Source organism: Rhizobium sp. L9, from assembly GCF_002531885.1.
GTDB lineage: Bacteria > Pseudomonadota > Alphaproteobacteria > Rhizobiales > Rhizobiaceae > Rhizobium.
The window spans coordinates 24,962-40,146 of the sequence record NZ_NWSZ01000001.1 but is presented as its reverse complement, the minus strand read 5'-3'; the positions used below and the strand labels follow the sequence as shown (position 1 = coordinate 40,146).

The 15,185-nt window shown below is 56.8% G+C and carries 11 protein-coding genes and 1 pseudogene; 5 read left to right on the top strand and 7 right to left on the bottom strand.

What is annotated here, in order from left to right; genetic code table 11:
• Nucleotides 1-135: 135 nt before the first annotated feature.
• The 3 genes from CO660_RS00200 to CO660_RS00190 form a co-directional block, all read right to left on the bottom strand.
• The gene (locus tag CO660_RS00200; RefSeq protein ID WP_245421258.1) at nucleotides 136-486 is read right to left on the bottom strand and encodes a hypothetical protein; all 351 of its coding nucleotides are present in this window, start codon (nucleotides 484-486) and stop codon (nucleotides 136-138) included.
• Nucleotides 479-832 carry an SPOR domain-containing protein gene (locus CO660_RS00195; protein ID WP_141504758.1) on the bottom strand — a complete coding sequence of 118 codons (354 nt, stop codon included), beginning with the start codon at nucleotides 830-832 and terminating at the stop codon, nucleotides 479-481. Before CO660_RS00195 ends, CO660_RS00200 begins: the two co-directional genes overlap by 8 nt.
• A 228-nt stretch (nucleotides 833-1,060) precedes the next feature.
• Nucleotides 1,061-1,333: a transposase gene (locus CO660_RS00190; RefSeq protein WP_097596874.1), complete on the bottom strand. Its 273-nt coding sequence runs from the start codon at nucleotides 1,331-1,333 to the stop codon at nucleotides 1,061-1,063.
• A gap of 189 nt (nucleotides 1,334-1,522) precedes the next feature.
• Here CO660_RS00190 and CO660_RS00185 point away from each other — a divergent pair, with 189 nt between their 5' ends.
• The 5 genes and pseudogenes from CO660_RS00185 to CO660_RS00165 all read left to right on the top strand — a co-directional run bounded on the left by CO660_RS00185 (nucleotide 1,523) and on the right by CO660_RS00165 (nucleotide 4,679).
• Nucleotides 1,523-1,891: a transposase gene (locus CO660_RS00185; protein WP_176536205.1), complete on the top strand. Its 369-nt coding sequence runs from the start codon at nucleotides 1,523-1,525 to the stop codon at nucleotides 1,889-1,891.
• A complete protein-coding gene (gene tnpB, locus CO660_RS00180) occupies nucleotides 1,888-2,235 on the top strand; it encodes an IS66 family insertion sequence element accessory protein TnpB (protein WP_028749098.1) in 348 nt (115 codons plus the stop codon). Before CO660_RS00185 ends, tnpB begins: the two co-directional genes overlap by 4 nt.
• Before the next feature lie 64 nt (nucleotides 2,236-2,299).
• Nucleotides 2,300-3,922 carry an IS66 family transposase gene (locus CO660_RS00175; protein ID WP_176536204.1) on the top strand — a complete coding sequence of 541 codons (1,623 nt, stop codon included), beginning with the start codon at nucleotides 2,300-2,302 and terminating at the stop codon, nucleotides 3,920-3,922.
• A pseudogene (locus CO660_RS00170) lies at nucleotides 3,922-4,227 on the top strand (hypothetical protein). The gene CO660_RS00175 and the pseudogene CO660_RS00170 overlap by 1 nt, the downstream one beginning before the upstream one ends.
• 89 nt (nucleotides 4,228-4,316) lie before the next feature.
• Nucleotides 4,317-4,679: a hypothetical protein gene (locus CO660_RS00165; RefSeq protein ID WP_097596872.1), complete on the top strand. Its 363-nt coding sequence runs from the start codon at nucleotides 4,317-4,319 to the stop codon at nucleotides 4,677-4,679.
• 208 nt (nucleotides 4,680-4,887) lie between these two features.
• Here the strand turns inward: CO660_RS00165 and CO660_RS00160 are convergent, their stop codons facing one another.
• From CO660_RS00160 to CO660_RS00145, 4 genes are all read right to left on the bottom strand, one after another.
• Nucleotides 4,888-6,237, bottom strand: coding sequence for a hypothetical protein (locus tag CO660_RS00160; RefSeq protein ID WP_097596871.1), 1,350 nt, complete (start codon nucleotides 6,235-6,237; stop codon nucleotides 4,888-4,890).
• Nucleotides 6,237-12,269 (bottom strand): AAA domain-containing protein, encoded by a 6,033-nt coding sequence (locus CO660_RS00155; RefSeq protein WP_097596870.1) that lies wholly within the window; start codon nucleotides 12,267-12,269, stop codon nucleotides 6,237-6,239. The genes CO660_RS00160 and CO660_RS00155 overlap by 1 nt, the downstream gene beginning before the upstream one ends.
• A 226-nt stretch (nucleotides 12,270-12,495) precedes the next feature.
• Nucleotides 12,496-13,164, bottom strand: coding sequence for a 4Fe-4S single cluster domain-containing protein (locus CO660_RS00150; RefSeq protein ID WP_097596869.1), 669 nt, complete (start codon nucleotides 13,162-13,164; stop codon nucleotides 12,496-12,498).
• A gap of 8 nt (nucleotides 13,165-13,172) precedes the next feature.
• The gene (locus tag CO660_RS00145) at nucleotides 13,173-15,008 is read right to left on the bottom strand and encodes an AAA family ATPase (RefSeq protein WP_097596868.1); all 1,836 of its coding nucleotides are present in this window, start codon (nucleotides 15,006-15,008) and stop codon (nucleotides 13,173-13,175) included.
• Nucleotides 15,009-15,185: the final 177 nt, after the last annotated feature.

The window sequence follows — 15,185 nt, the reverse complement described above, 5'->3', positions numbered from 1 at the left end:
TGACCGCTAAGACCCGCCACGCTGCCCCGACGATCCATAGCTACATTCCCATCTTCTACTCAAAGCGTTGGGCCACAGGAGACCCGTCGATGCTATCCCGAAAGACTGAAGTTGCTCTGACTTGCAGCCGGTTTTTCAGAATTTGAATTTGGGCGTGGAACTGGACGCCTCAGTTTCCATGTCGATGCATCCCTTCAAGATGCTGTATGATCCATCCGTCGTGCGTGCCACCATGTCGCAATACGATTTGGCTTGAATTGGAAGGTTGTCCCAGATCGACTTTAGCTCGTCGTAGGCATTCTGCTCCATTTCAACGCAGCCATTGTAAATCATCTGCGAGCCGCCCCCCGCCAGGGAGACCTTCTTGCAATATTGAGCTGGGTCGTACCGCGGAATGCTGTCCGCGTGCGCGGGTCCTGTCGTCGCGATCAGTGCGAAAGCGCTGAGTATAAGATTACCCGCATGGGAATGGATGCGGCTATTCACCAAGATATCTCCCCTGCTTGATGTAGGCATCCGGCACGCATCTGCTGGCCGACGCGCGTACGGTTTGGGCTTCTTTTTTTGACGGATATGGTCCGAGGACAAAAACGGTGAGACGCTCGGTGAAACCGGTGAATTTGTCGCTGAAATCGTTGAAGGCTTTGAAACCACATCTCTGGATTCGAGTGTGGATACGCGAAGCGCCTTCGTCGTTAAAGGTGCTGCCTTGTGTTGCCCCAACAATGACCCACCATCCCTCGTCGAGCTGGGAAGTTGCCCCTTGAACTCCTCCAACAAAGGACAGACCCGCCGCGAGTAAAAAAATAGTACGCCACTTACTGAACGCCACTTCAACCACCTGAAAATTTGATCGCGAAATAATCGCGGCGACAATTATGGCGAGGAAATGGTTTATTAGCGGTGAAACGCTGACCGGTTAAATCCGGTAGGGTAAAAATATACCGGTAGCAAATGCGCTACGAATTGCGGAGGTCAGCTCAAATTTCGGAACCACAATGGAAGGCACTAAATCCGACACTTATACCTGTTCCAAAGATGCTTAGCCCAAGCGCCGTCCTTACTGACGTGCCTCTTCCCCCGACAGGATATTGCTGCCGCGTGGAAGTTGTGAGTAACCGGAGGTCGGCCTAGGGATCGAGGTCTCGCACCTTGACATTGCAGCGCTGATGAACAAACAAGGCTTCAGGCCGTGTCGCTCTGCGACCTCATTCACCATGGCAGCTGGCCGAAGGCTTTCGGAAACGATCTGCGCCTTCACCTCGCCCGGCCAGTGCCGGTGAACCTCACGTCCAGACTTCCTGGCCGCGAGAACCTCCAATGTAGTCTCCATGGAGAAACTCCCGTTGCTCGTCCATGGATAGGCGATCTCAGATCAGAGCGGCGAGGGCAATGAGGGAGCGGAACACCAGTTACCCATGACGTAACCGCCCGATTGGCACCGCCTGCCGGACCGCGCGTAGATGGCCTAAGACACGTGTTTAACGACGTCGTTAGCGACGTGTCTTGGGCGAGGTATGTGATGCGTGTCGAGATTCTTGGGCAGGAACGTCGGCGCCGGTGGCGCGACGAACAGAAGCTCGAGATTGTCATGTCGGTTGGGATCGACGGAGCGACGGTTACTGAGGTTGCGCAGCGACACGATGTGACGCGGCAGCAGATTTACAGCTGGCGTAGTGAGCTGAAGAAGCAGGGACTTTTGTCGTCTTCTGCGAATGCGGTGTTTGTCCCGGTGGACATGAACGCCGTGCAGGCCGAGGTCTGCGGAGACCGTCAAGACCCGTCTGGGATGATCGAGTTGCGGTTGAACTTCGGTCGCAGCCTTCGGTTCGACAGCGCTGTGGACGGTGCCACCCTGACGCGGCTTATCCGGGCGGTGGAGGCGGCATGATCGGACCAGGGACCGGCGTGCGGGTGTACCTGGCCTGCGGGATCACGGACATGCGCAAAGGAATAGAGGGCCTGGCTGCGCTTGCGCAGGATGTATTGCGCCAGAAGCCGACAGGCGGCGCGGTCTTCGCCTTTCGAGGCAGACGTGGCGATCGTTTGAAGCTGCTTTATTTTGATGGGCAGGGCTTCTGCCTGTACTATAAAATTTTGCAGAAGGGGCGGTTTCCATGGCCTTCAGCAGCAGATGGAACGGCCCGGCTGACAACGGCGCAAATGGCCATGCTTTGGGAAGGGATCGATTGGCGACGTCCGAACTGGGGCGCCCCGCCGGCGCGTGTCGGTTGAATTTATCTCACTGAATCTGCTTGTTTTTATGGATACTCGCCCCTGACCTATGGTAGTCAGGTTCATGTCGAGCGCGCCCCAAAATCTTCCCGATGATCCGGCCTTCCTGAAGGCAATGATCGCCGTCTTGCAGGCGGAAAATGCGAAGATGTCGGCGACATTGCAGGTGCATGACCAGTTGATCCAGTCCCTGCGGCTCCGCATCGCCAAGCTGAAGAAACAGGTCTTCGGCAAGTCCTCGGAAAAGATCGAACGGGAAATCCAGCAGCTGGAATTGGCGCTCGAGGATCTTCTAATCGCCGCGGCGGAAAGCGGCACGAAGCCGCTCGATGAGGTCGATGAGGCCGTGCCTGCCGCACCTGTGGCAAGCACGCCCGAAAGGATTATGCGCCGTCGTCCGCGGGTATCGGAAAAGGCGGCTCGCGAGCGCAAAGAACTCGATCCTGGCACCTGCTGCCCCGATTGCGGTGGTGAACTGCGCCTTGTTGGCGAAGACGTAAGCGAAATCCTCGACATGATCGCGGCGCAGATGAAGGTCGTCGAGGTCGCTCGATTGAAGAAGTCCTGCCGGTGCTGCGAGAAGATGGTGCAGTTGCCGGCCCCGAGCCGTCCGATACCGGGCAGCATGGCGGGGGCTGGACTTCTGGCTTACATCCTGGTCTCGAAGTTCGATGACCATCTGCCATTGTATCGTCTGAACGAGATCTTTGCCCGCATGGGCGCCGATATCCCCGATAGCACGCTGGTCGATTGGTGTGGTCGTGCCATGCAGGTGCTTCAGCCTCTGATCGAGCGGATTGAGGCTGCGATCATGGGTAGTGACCTCCTCCATGCCGACGATACCCCGATCCGTGTGCTGGATCGCTCGCTACGCGATAGGGGTTTAGGCAAAGGCGTGAAGAAAGGCAGGATCTGGACGTATGTTCGAGATCAGCGTCCATGGGCGGGCGCAGCCCCGCCTGGTGCGGTCTACTATTTTGCTCCCGACTGGAAGGAAGAGCACGTCCACCGTCACCTCAAGCAGGCAAGTGGCATCCTTCAGGCAGACGGCTACAAAGGCTACGGAAAACTCTACGAACCCAATACGGACGGAAAACGGCGCTTCCGTGAGGCGGCCTGCTGGGCGCATTGGCGACGTGACTTCCATGATATCTGGACCTCGAACAAATCCGAGATCGCGCGCGAGGCCCTCGACCGTATCGGCGCGCTTTACGACATCGAACGCGACATCGCGGGTCAGCCTGCCGATGTCCGCCTTACCGCGCGCCAGAAGCTCAGCAAGCCAAAGGTAGAAGCATTGCGTGTCTGGGCCGAAGCGCAATTGCCCCGTATTCCGGGCAAGAGCGATTTGGCGACAGCTCTCCGGTATGGCCTGAGCCGGTGGTCCTCGCTCTGCCTGTTTCTGGACGACGGTCGTGTCGCCATCGACAACAATGCCGCTGAGCGAGCCCTGCGTCCGATAGGAGTTGGAAGACGCAATTGGCTCTTCGCAGGAGCCGACACGGGGGCGGAGACCCTGGCGCGTGCCATGACGATCATCGAAACGGCCAAGATGAATGGCCTCGATCCGCAGGCCTATCTGGCCGATCTGCTCGACCGCATCCACGATCACAAGATCAATCGCCTCGACGAACTGCTTCCCTGGAATTGGTCGCCTGTCGCCACCATCTGCGCCGAGGCAGCCTGATGGCAACAATCACTTATGTCCGCACGATCAAATATATCGCTGAAATTCTCGGCGAGGATCCGGAGCTTCTCCGGGCAATCATCTCCAACGATGATAACCTGACCTACGGCAGCATCATCAGCGTCTATAACGGGGAGAACGAATCCATCACCGCGCTGACAGACGACGGCATGGAGGAACTGGGACCGATGGTCTCCTACGCTCGCCGTTCAACCGACGAATGAAACGACTTCCTCGATAGCTTTGTCGACGACGAGGAGCTGGCCGCCCGCTTCAAAGCGAAATCTCGCAGCAGCTTTTTATAATTTATTGACAGAAATATATCTTTTAAGTTGCATTCATCCCAAATGTTGCGATTGCTGAATACAGAGCGTTCAATGAGTATTGTCGGCAAATGTTCAGTAAGTTCATTGGCAATTTGATCGCGGTCACCTTATGCGCTGCGCCGATGATGGCGCAGGATCTCAAAAGCCGTTCCACGTACGACGACACACCTATTGTTTGCGCTGCGTACTTCCGCATGCTGGTGCGCGCCTACGAAGATGACGGCGACCAGCTCGGTGCCAAGCAATACATGGAGAGGTTCAACCGGTCGTACACACAAGGACAGGCTAACGTCACCTCCGTTGGTGGCACAGAAGAAGAGGCACATAAGGTGACGCAGCGCTTTATCGACATTATCAGTGAGATGGCCGAAAAGCGACAAGAGCCCGCGCTGAAGTCTCTTGTCGCTATGTGTAATCGTCAGTTCCCCTAACTTCCAGAACGTGGGTCTAATCGCTAAACGTCAGACCCCATTCATCAAAGCGAAATCTCTGCGGTAACAATCGGTCGGTTACCCCATGACTCCCGGTTTTTGAATTTGTACATGGAGGACGGGCTGTCCAAATGACATAGCGGCACTTGGTTTGGGGGCCATGATGATCGAGTATAGGATCGGTGCGCCCAACAAAGGGCCCCAACCGTTACGATTTTCGAGTTAGGGGCAACTTTCCGGCCACTTGTGTCACGGTATCTTCTGCACGGGAAATCCTTTTGACGGCCGTCGTGCCAACGCCGAGTGCTTTGACGACGGACAAAGCTCCACCGTCGGCGGCGATCATGGCCTGCAATGCTGAAAAGTCACCGCAGAATTCCGTCTCCGCAGAGATATCGGCTGCGGCATCGCGCGGTTCCGCCTGATCGGCAAATCCCACGGTGCGGAGTTGCATTCCCTTACTCGGATCACCGCCAATTTCAACGCCGTATCCTGCTCGCTTCGTACTCTTCAGAACAACTCGGCCGTTCTCCACCCAGGCAGTCTGCATCCCTTCCTTCACCTCGTACCCAAGGTCAGCCAGACCGGCTAGAATAGCTTGGCGCCGATCGTGTTCGGCGCGAGCCTGTAGGGCAGCCTCGACCGTGGCTGTGGCGGCTATGGTTGCGTTCGATATTTCGATGAGTGGGGCTGAGCGACCCAAAATGGCCTCGACTTCGGCTAGGTGCGAGGCTGCAGCCGGGCTGTCATGATTTCGCAGTTGTGCTTTGACGGCAAGTAGTCTCTCAACGGCGTCTGCATACTCGACAGCTGCTCGGCGTTCGGAGGCAAGATCCAAGGACAGGCTGTCTATCAACAGAGACTGCCGGTTAGATTGGTCGCTACGAACCTTTTCCATCCGCTCATCAAATTTGGCAGCCCGTTCTGGATCCAGGGCATGCAGTTCTTCGTACCGACGCTCTAGATCAGAAAGGCGCGGATCTTCGGCGATAGTGGCAGGTTGCGTCGCGAGCCATTCCGCGATTGTTATTTGCGGAGTCTTTTCATTGAGCTTTGCTGCAAGTTCGCGCTGTCTTTCAGTGATTTGCCCATCTGGCACTGACGACGCTAGGAGGGTGAGCGCTTTGTTTACGGCCACCGCCAACTCATCCCGGGAATGAGAGACTGGATTTTGAAGTGCGGGCGGCACCGCTAGCCCTTCGTCAGCCAGAGCTTTTGCCAAAGCTGAAGCAGCCCGTGCGCGGCGCTTGTCCTCGTTCCGGGCCTGAGCGGCTTTTTCAGCTGCTCGAGTTATCCGAGCTTCGATGTCCGCTTTGAGGAATACGATCTCTGCAGCAGCCTGCTTTTGAAGCTCAGTGAATCTGTCCTGCCTTAGCAACTCGTGAATTGACGCGATCCTGCTTTCAGTCGACCGGGTATCTCTATCCTCCAGGATATTATTGCGCTTCCCAACCCTAAGCCACTGCTCAAACGCGGCATCAAGAGCGGCGAGGTGACCTTGGCAGGTCGCGATAATCTCCTCGCGGGTGACAACCCGGACTACCTTTGGGCCACTCATTATTCGGCCGCCTCTCTATAGATTGCGGCATTCACCGCGTCACGAAGCCGCTGTTTCTCTTCATCGCGAGAATGGTACCAGCCATGCGAAGAGATGCGGTGAACCACTGGGATAGATCTGCCTAGAACGGAGGGCCGCCAAATTTCTCGAGCGCGGGCGCTGTCAAGGATTCTGTGGCGGGGAGCATCACACTCAATCCCCAATCCGTAGAGACCCGTTTGCGGGTCTTCGATTGCAAAATCGAGGCTGAACGCACTCCCATCATTTGCGCGGTTGTAAGAGACACCCAACTCATCAAGATAGGTCGCCACGGACGCAGAGAAACCGTCAAGGCTTGATTCATCTCGGTTGTGGGTGCTGCTCCGCTCAGTCAGCATACGATCCAGGAGCGTACGTCCGTTCGCGAAGTCTCCGTCCGAAATGCTGCGTGCGTATTCCAGATAACCCTGAAGATAGTCGCGCGGGATAGATGGCTTTCGGCGGCTGCTCAGCATGTCGGAAACGTCACCAATCGGCATCGATGTCACCATTATCACCTTGATACGTGCGCGAGTAACCGCAACGTTCAGGCGACGCTCACCACCCTTTTGGCCCAAAACCCCGAAGTTTCTGCGGAAGCTGCCTTGAGCGTTCTTTCCGAATGTCGACGAGAAGATTATATAGTCACGTTCATCGCCTTGGACGTTTTCGACGTTCTTGACGAAGAAGCCGACGTCTTCGCCTTTCTCAACGCGATCCCGCTCCCGGGCGACCATGTTCCGGAACCAGTCGTCTCTCTCGGCCTCCTTCTCCAGTATCTCCTCGATCAGGTCAGCTTGTTTTCGGTTGAACGTGACCACGCCAACAGTTGGCGTTTTGCCTGGCTTGCGCCAGATTTCCCCGAGGACCGCGACCACGCGACGAGCTTCAATCTCGTTGGTCTGGTCCGCATAGATTCCATCTGCACGAATGACCTCGACCGGTTTCGCTCGCAGGATCTCATCGTCAGGATGACGGACGGGAACGCTAAGGCGGTTACCGTAGAAAGAGCTATTCGAAAACCCGATCAGCTCCCGGTACGCCGAGCGGTAATGAATTTGTAGCGTCGTTGTAGGAAGGACCGATTTCCCGAGCTGAAGCAAATCCGGACAGTCCTTGATTTCCCGCCGGTTCCAACTTTCGTTATAGGTCTCGCGTTCGGTCTCCGTCGCATCTTCGTCCAACTCGTTGCCGTCGAAGACATCGGCTTCGTCGTTTTCCACCCGGCTCGCGAAGAACGCGGTTGGCGGCATTTGCTTTTCGTCGCCGCTGATGATGACGACTTCCCCACGGAAGAGCGTCGGAAGCGCATATTCGACGGGCATCTGCGACGCCTCGTCGTAGATGACGGTATCAAACAGATTCTTACGCAGAGGCAGGACTCGGCTTGCGACATCCGGGTTCATCAGCCAGACGGGCCGCAACTCCATCAGCCCTAGATCCGGTCCTTTCTCCAAGAATTCGCGCAGGCGCTGTGCCCGCTGACCTCGCAGGCGTGTAATTGCTTCCCATTCGCGCGGCGAAGCCACACGAGCCGGGTCGATTCCTTGTGTCAGCATCTGCCGATTTGCCCGGCGCATCGCCTTCTCGGCCTCGCCAACGGACCTGATCTTGGCATCGAGTTCCGCTGCCTCGTACAGCAATCTCGGATCGTCGTTCTCAAGCCTTGCCTTCCAGGCAAGCATCGCTTCGCGGCGAATGACTTTGCGTACTTCCTCATCCAAGCTGTTCGGCTGAAGACGCGCCAAGTCCTCGCCCCTTGGGCGCAGAAGCTTGAAGATTTCCAGGGCCAACTGCGGCAACCCGTTGGCCCTGATCCTGAAGCGTTGATATGCTTCAAGTGTCATACGGGCAGCCATAATGGTTGCTATTGCGGCCCCGTTCGCTCCGTCGCCCTCGATCGTCTTAAGACGCTCGGAAACCCACTTAGGTTCGAACCATTGAGAGGCGTTTTCCAGCGAGGCGCGACTAAACTGCTTGGCTTCGTAACGTTCGAATGCCTGGTGGGCGCTGCTGCGTAGGCTTTCGTATTCCACCAGTGATGCTTTTGCGAGGACCGCTTCAAGCTGGGCCGGGACCGGATATGACAGAGCTCTGTCGACCAAACTCTGGGCTCTCGCAATGGCCGTTGCCTTCTGATCAGCAACACCGGCCAGGTCGCCTGCGATGAGATTGTCCGATACTGCGTTTTCTTCACCGAACGGTCTCAAGGTATCAACGAGTTCGCGTCGAAGCGGCCGCAGCTGCTTTTCCCAACGAAGTGCATCGTCGAACGCCGATATTGCCGGGGGAAGGCCCGCCGATTGAAGGAAAGACTTCGTCTTTCTGGTTCGCGTCCAGCGGAATGGATTGAGCTTTCCCAGGAACGACGGAGGAGTGACCAGGATATTGGTATCCGTTGCCCATTCATCGAGCGCCGCATCGCTGAGGGTCAGCGTCTGGGCACGGAAGGCGTCTTTTGGTGCTGTGCCCTTGAGGTTAGAAATTGCTTGGTTGAGGCGACGGAGGTTCGTCTCGCCGGTGATTGCTTTGCTCGATCCCTTTTCGGTCACGCATAGCCGGTACCACCGGGCGAGGTCCGTCCATTCTTCCTTGTCGAGCGCGGAGAACTCGTGGTCGTTCTCGGCGAGCCACTTCCGATAGGGCTCGGGATCTTCCATGGCCAACGCTTGTGCGGTTCGTCCGAATACATCGAGGCGCTCCGTTTCACTCCGAATGAATTCGGCAAGGTCGCCGTCGAAAGCCGCAGTGTTGGCCGGGTCGGGATTGAACGTCTTCAGGGCGACGAGAGCGCTTCCCTCATAGTGCGCTGGCAACCAGTAGCGAGCCTGTGGTCCGCATGCTTCGGCGAGTTCAGATATTTGAGAAGGACTTAGCGGACCAAGGAGCCGCCGAAGTGACGGCACATCCAAAGGCGGCTCAGGAGTCTCGATTTCGATTAGTTCGCCAAGCAGAGTTCGATAGGAGTAGCCGCAGTGGTCATCGATCTGATGAAGGGCGGAATGGTGCCCATTGAGATCATTTTCGACCGCCTGTATGCGTGTCGCCAAGTTTTGTCGATCGCGCTTCCAGAGCTGGTTCGATTGGTTATTGTGATGAGCTTCCAGTTGATCGCGGATTGCCTGGATAATCGGCTCGCGATCCCGGTTAATGTCCGTGACCATAAAGATCCGGTCCTCCAAGCCTTCGGCTTCCAGGCGCTTCTTCACAACTTCCAGCGCCGCTTGCTTCTGGCAGATAACCAGCAGGCTTTTCTTTCGACCGATCGCGTCCGCGACCATGTTGACAATCGTTTGGCTCTTACCCGTTCCAGGCGGGCCTTCGATGAGCAGACCAGGTGCATGCCGCGCCTCGATAACTGCTGCCTCCTGAGATGGGTCGCTTGCGACAGTGAAGAAGCGATCAATCTCAGACGGTCGTTCACGCTGCCCAGATTCCGGCGGCTCGTCAGTGACCTTAAGTGCTGTTTCAAGCGCACTTCCGCTAAGCTGCTTGCTCTTTAACTGTCGAAGGTCCTCGACGATGGCCTGGCCCATGTATGCGAGGTGGAAGAGAACAGCAGAGCACGAAATCAAATCTTGGCCAAACTCAGCTTCAGTGTCTTTACCGGGGAGCTTGGTAAGTGCACGGCCTTCTATCTTCGCGAGCCCGCCAAAGCCGTCCACCACATCAGCAGCGGTAAGCGTCGACCGCCCCAAGAGATCGTTGGCGGCCTCCTGCCAGCGACGTGATGCATCGATGCCGATCATCCCTTCGAAAGCGGGGTTCAAGCGCACCTCATCACGGTCGCGGTCGAATGCAATTGTAGCGTGCCCGCGGTTGCCGACCTCAGGTACCACCTTGACCGGCCACAGCAGAATAGGAGCGATCTTTGGCTTTCGGCGGTCATCGCGATGGATTAGGAAGGGAAAGCCCATGTAGAGGCCATCGATGCCGGTGTCTCGTTTATAGAGGGTTGAATGGGCGTATAGCGATCGTAGTCGGCGTTCCAAGGTATCGGATCGTCCGAAAGCTGATGGATCGAGGTCTTCACCTCTGTCTGTGCGAGCAAGAACAAGATCGAGGAGGGCGGCCGCAGGTTTGCGCTCGGTACCTAGTTCGGTCAGATCCACACGCGGCGTTGTCGTGCCGATGACCATTCGGGTCAGCGGGCCACGCAGGATGCTCCCGGAGATCTTTTTCGAGAAGTATTCCAGCAGCGTAGAAACATAGCTCTGCTTCGGCGGCTCTATCCAATGATTTTCTGGGATCGACAGCAAAACCAGGGTGCGATCAAGGGTGATGCGCCTGTCGAGACGGAATTGGTCCGCCCACTCGTCGATACGCTCCACGTTAGACCGCGCAAAGCCAGCAAGCCGTTTGTCGATCAACGCATGCAGATCCCTTCGAGAGAAGCCCAGAAACTCCTGGGCCTGGCCCCGATCAAATGACCGAACGCCAGCGCGGTCTGCCGTTGCCTGCGCCTCGTTGAGAATTTCATCGACCGTGCGGAACTGGCCAACGTCTGCCGATAGCAAGAGAATGAAATCTTCGTCGGTGGTCTGACGCCTTTCGATCAGTGAGTTTAGGCCTGGATGATCGGTGTCAGGCAGGATGCGCCGCTTTTCCGTCCAAAGAGCAGCAAGCCGCGCCTTCGAACTTGAAAGCAGATGGACCTGCAAATCCTCCTCATTCAGCATGATCGAAAACTGGCGAGCCTTCGCGCGCACCGAAATGCCGCGCTGCTTCATCCGCTGCAGCCATTCCTCGACGCCAAGCCGCGCCAGGATTTCGGCAGAAGGGCCGAAGATCAGGTCCGTGCCTTCGACAGGATGGTCGAGGAGCCATCCCGGCGTTACGATGTTGCCTTTCACGATCAGCGGCATCGACGGATACAGGATCTTCAGCGCCATGGAGAGGCGGAGGTCATCTGATAAGCCCTCCGTATGGGCCAGACGCCTCAATGCGGACTGGACCGCATCGTCGAAGCCAGCGTCTTCGGCCCATGCGGCGATAACACCGCGTGAAGCCTGGTTGCGAGCTTCGTCCCAATGACCTGGTTCTGCCGCCGCCAAGGCATAGGCCGACGGTTGTGAATAGGACCGGCCTGCGAGGGTAATATTACTCCTGCCGTTTGTATCGGCCTCATCCACGACCTCCGCTGGGAGTGGCACGACCTCGCCCGAATACCACGCGCGGAGTTCGTTCCACTGCCAACGTTCGCGGTGATCGCGTGCGAGAAGACCTTTCAGGAGGCGCTCGACGGACGGATCCAAGCCGTCCGGGACCGTTACCCCTTTTGTGAGGACATGAATAAGGAACGCTTGAGGGTTCACGCCTTCGAAGCATGCTCCGGCGGTGACGATCTCGAGCAAGATCATGCCCAGGCTCCACCAATCGGAAGCCGCAGCGACGCCGCCAGCGATCGCCTCGGGCGCCATATATTGGGTAGTTTCCAGCGGCGCGACAATGTCGAGGTCATAATCGGACAGCCGCGCCGAGCCAAAGCCCGTTACCACCAGATCCATGGGATCGAGCGTTCGGATCAGGATGTTGGCCGGGGTGATGTCACGGTGACGGAGACCCGCCTGCGAGAACGAGCCAAGCGCTTTTCCAACCTCGAAAGCGATTGAGTTGACGACGCCAAGGTTTGACCCGTCGAACTTTGCTTCCGCGAGACTTCCGCCGCTTATTTCTTCGGAAATTTCATAGGCTCGTTCGTGCCAGCGACCGACCTCGTAGATTCGGGGAAGATGGTCGTCGGGCATGTTACGGATAGCGTCGAAGACCGAGGGATCTGGCTCAGACCCGTCGGCATAGAGCGTAAGTACACCTCTTGTCCCCGCTTCCACGTTGATGGCCAGGAAGCGCTCGCGAACGGCACTGGCCGACGGCAGACGGGCTTCAATTCTCCAGCCTGCGATCTCGGTGGCGACATTTTCGTCGGCGGCGAATTCGTCTTCAGCATCCGGATTCTGTTGTGCAGGTTCGATTGCGGAAACGGGACCCTCCCCAATCTCCGCGCCACATTGCATGCAGATGAGATCACCCTCATCTACGATGTGACCATTGGGACATGCCGGGACCGTAGGTGCGCGTGTAGGAGCAGGGCTAGGGGATGCCGCTTGGACGACCTCGCCTTTGCCTGCTTCATACACTGAAACGGTTGTCAGATCCCAGTTGCACGTCGCGCCCTCATCGAGGACGCCTTGGCAATAAAATTCGCTGAGCGGACGTTCGGTTTTGCAGTTCGGGCAGAATCTAATCATTGGCTTGGCGTCTCGAGGTTCCAGCGGAGCGGTCTTGGGTGGTGACAATCTTGTGGGCTTGAGAAGCGAGGATTGTGGTCAGCCGGTTGAAATCGTCGCGACCGGGAATTCCGGCCATCCAGATCTCGCCCGTCTCGCCCATCATGAGATCGAACCTGCGATCGGAAGGGACGGTTTCTCGTTGAAAGGAAGAAAGCCTGGCCTGTCCGAGTGGCGTCAGAATGTTGAGGCGTTGATTATCGCTTCCACGCAAAGCAAGCGTTTGAGGAGCGTCTACGAGGTAAGGGTCTGAGATGAGAGCATCTATGAGCCCTGTCATTCCATCCAGTTTATCGGTTAGTCTTTCGACTGGATAGCCAGAGTACACGAGGACATCCCCGTCAAATCGGCTTCTTATCTCAGATAAGAGTGATTGCAGGGCTTCTCTCTGATCAAACGGCTCACCACCGGACACCGTGACCCCTTCAGCTTCAGGGAGCCAGTGCTGAAGAGTATTGACGACCTCTTCGATCGTGGTCATGCCCTTGCCAGTGGTCCAAGTGTCTGCGGAGATGCAGCCCGGACATCGAATAGAGCATCCCTGGAACCAAATCCCGATGCGGCGGCCTGGGCCGAGTGTCGTCACCGGAAAATGGATACGAGAGATTGCGATGGTCTCCATTGCTTGGACTAGCCTTTCACCAAGGAGACTGAGGTGACCGCTCCAGGGGTGACAGCCGCAATCCGGAACGTGCCGTTGACCTCGCCGGTATCAAACAAAGCCCGCGACAATGGATTAGCCAAGTGCGCTTCCACCATGTTGCGCACCCCACGACCGCCGTTGGAGAGGTCCTGTAGGCAAAGTTCTCTCAGAACTGACTTTGCCGTATCGGAAATTGAGAGGTCGAAACCAATCGAGCGAGTGCTCTCCAAGAGACTGGAGACCATGCCTTCGAAGATCGCTTCGGCAATTGGTGGTCTGATGAAATCAAAAACAATTACATTCTCGCCGATGCGATTGAGGATCTCCGGTCGGTTCAGGTTCAGCTTGAAATGCTGGCTGATTTCTTCGCGCACCTTGGCGGTGACGATTTCATGCGGTTCCTCTGGGAACACGTTCTGGACTCGGTTGCCCAAACTGTCTGTGCGGTAGATGCCAAGGTTCGAAGTGAAAAGGATCACAGCTTCCGAAAAGTAAACGCGATCGCCTCTGCCAGATGTGAGAACACCATCGTCCAGGATCTGTAGAAACTTGTCGAGAATCCGAGGGTGTGCCTTCTCGATTTCGTCGAACAAGACGACGCTGAAGGGCTTCTCGCGAATGGCATTCGTCAATTCTCCGCCAGCGTCGTATCCGACATATCCCGGTGGAGCGCCGATCAGCCGCTGATCCGCATGCTCGGCGCTGAATTCCGACATGTCGAATCGAATGTAGGCAGACTCATCGCCGAACAGTAGGCTCGTGATCGTCTTTGCCAATTCGGTCTTGCCGACGCCGGTAGGGCCAGCCAGAAATGCGACACCGCGTGGGCGACCATTGGTCGACGAGCGCCCAATCCCCGTGACTGCACGCTTGATAATGTCCAGCATATGGACGACTGCGTGATCCTGTCCCTTGACGCGGCTACGGATGAACTCTTCGGCCCCGGAAATCTTGACGCGGTCGATCATTCGCCAGGGGTCGTCTGTCACCCCCACCTTGTAGCGTCTGACCGCGTCGGCAATCTCACCTACTTTTAGTCCTTCGTTGCGGCCGAGTTGGGCGATTGCGTTCATATCTGACAGAAGGAGGCCGTCCGTGAGGTTGACGAATGCATCGGCGGACTTTCCGAGCGTCTCTTCAGGAGCGTCGTTTGCGTCCTGCAGCGCTCGGAGGAGCGTACGGGAAAGCGATTTGCGGGTTGTGCTGTCTGGAACGGCCACCGGGATGGTCCGAAGCTTCGGGTTGTCTACGGTCAGCCAATCCGGCAGATCGGATTCGCGCTCTGCGATCCAGATAATCGTGTTGTAGAACGGCTTTCGGGAAGGTCCAGCCGGTCTCGCATTTGTGGAATGGCAGACAATCTGCGCTTGGGTGAACAATGAATGCTCGGCGGGCGTCAAGCTATCCGCGCGGTTTACCAGGCGCGAGGCGAAGTCGATCACCAGGGCGGCTGGTTCACCGGGCGCCGATGTGAATGAACCCAGAAGGTTACCGAGGGCATCAAGACCCATTCCCCTTGGGTTCTCGGCGCCCAGGCCAGTTCGGGCCATGGCGTTTGCAACTTCGGTCTCATCTGAAACACCGGGCAAACTAAAGCCAAGCGTGGGCGAAAAAACGATAATGTCCCGGTAGCCGATAGCCTGCAGCTCGTTTTTGAGACAAAAGGTCAAGGGGAGGGGCGCAACCATACCCGGCTGGATCTCATGCGCCTGAAGGTCTCGGACGTTGCCAGAGAGAACGAACTGACTCTTAAGGGGCAGGAAGCGAACAAGGTCGCGAAGCCAACGAGGTTTTATGATCACTTCCAGTTCAACCGATCGCATCTGAAATAATGCCGAAGTTAGATCACAGGTTGAACCAGATTTGAACGGGATATCGTGGTTAATCCCCTAAAAACCGGCTATTGAATGGTTGGATTTGACCTGCCACTAAGAATTTCTCCGGACTGGATTAGAGTCCGGCCATTTTGCCTACAGAGATAGCAGTTGATAAGAACGACC

Bases quoted from the DNA above. Each gene is read 5' to 3' on its own strand.
- CO660_RS00190 (WP_097596874.1), bottom strand. From the start codon at position 1,333: ATGGAGACTACATTGGAGGTTCTCGCGGCCAGGAAGTCTGGACGTGAG.
- CO660_RS00185 (WP_176536205.1), top strand. From the start codon at position 1,523: ATGCGTGTCGAGATTCTTGGGCAGGAACGTCGGCGCCGGTGGCGCGAC.
- tnpB (WP_028749098.1), top strand. From the start codon at position 1,888: ATGATCGGACCAGGGACCGGCGTGCGGGTGTACCTGGCCTGCGGGATC.
- CO660_RS00175 (WP_176536204.1), top strand. From the start codon at position 2,300: ATGTCGAGCGCGCCCCAAAATCTTCCCGATGATCCGGCCTTCCTGAAG.
- CO660_RS00165 (WP_097596872.1), top strand. From the start codon at position 4,317: ATGTTCAGTAAGTTCATTGGCAATTTGATCGCGGTCACCTTATGCGCT.
- CO660_RS00160 (WP_097596871.1), bottom strand. From the start codon at position 6,237: ATGAGTGGCCCAAAGGTAGTCCGGGTTGTCACCCGCGAGGAGATTATC.
- CO660_RS00155 (WP_097596870.1), bottom strand. From the start codon at position 12,269: ATGCAATGTGGCGCGGAGATTGGGGAGGGTCCCGTTTCCGCAATCGAA.
- CO660_RS00150 (WP_097596869.1), bottom strand. From the start codon at position 13,164: ATGGAGACCATCGCAATCTCTCGTATCCATTTTCCGGTGACGACACTC.
- CO660_RS00145 (WP_097596868.1), bottom strand. From the start codon at position 15,008: ATGCGATCGGTTGAACTGGAAGTGATCATAAAACCTCGTTGGCTTCGC.